The organism is Mycobacterium sp. 1245852.3, assembly GCF_001669335.1.
In the GTDB taxonomy this organism is placed as follows: domain Bacteria; phylum Actinomycetota; class Actinomycetes; order Mycobacteriales; family Mycobacteriaceae; genus Mycobacterium; species Mycobacterium europaeum_A.
In genome coordinates, this window is record NZ_LZLL01000621.1 from 1 (window position 1) to 663 (window position 663).

Annotated in this window: 1 pseudogene; it reads right to left on the reverse strand. The window is 73.2% G+C overall.

Annotation, left to right across the window (positions count from 1 at the left end):
- Nucleotides 1–139: 139 nt before the first annotated feature.
- Nucleotides 140–663, reverse strand: a pseudogene (locus A9W96_RS28970) (anthranilate phosphoribosyltransferase); the annotation flags it as partial.

The following is a 663-nucleotide window of genomic DNA, read 5'->3' on the forward strand; positions in this document are numbered from 1 at the left end:
CGGCGTGCGCATCGTCAGGGTCGCCGAGGACGGCTGGGCTTCCCCGCTGCGGTCGGCCGGTGCCTGGTCGGCGTGGGCCGCGACGGCCCGCTCGGCGCGGCTGGCCGCAGAACAGGTTGCGGCCCAAGACCTCCGGGACTCAGACCTGCTCGCCGAACCGCACCCATCGCGCGAGCAGGTGTTCGGCCGCACCGGAATCGATGGCCGCGCAGGCGCGGGCCAACCCGTCCTCCCACGCCGGCAACCATTCAGCGCGGCTGGATAACCCGGCGTGCGCGACGATGGCGCCGGCGGCATTGAGCACGACGGCGTCGCGCACCGGGCCCTTGCCGCCGCTCAGCACCGCGCGCACCTCGGCCGCGTTGGCCTGCGCGTCACCGCCCAGCAGGTCGTCGAGATCGGCCCGGGGGAAACCGAATCCGGCCGGATCGAACGTCAGCCTGTCCACCGTGCCCGCCTGCACCCGCCAGATGGTGCTGGTCGTGGTGGTCGTCAACTCGTCGAGCCCGTCGTCACCGTGCACCACCAGCACGCTGGACCGGCGGGCGGCGAACACGCCCGCCATCACCTCGGAGAGGTCAGCGAACGCGCAGCCGATCAAGCCCGCCCGCGGCCGCGCCGGATTGGTAAGCGGCCCAAGGAGATTGAACACCGTCGGCACGC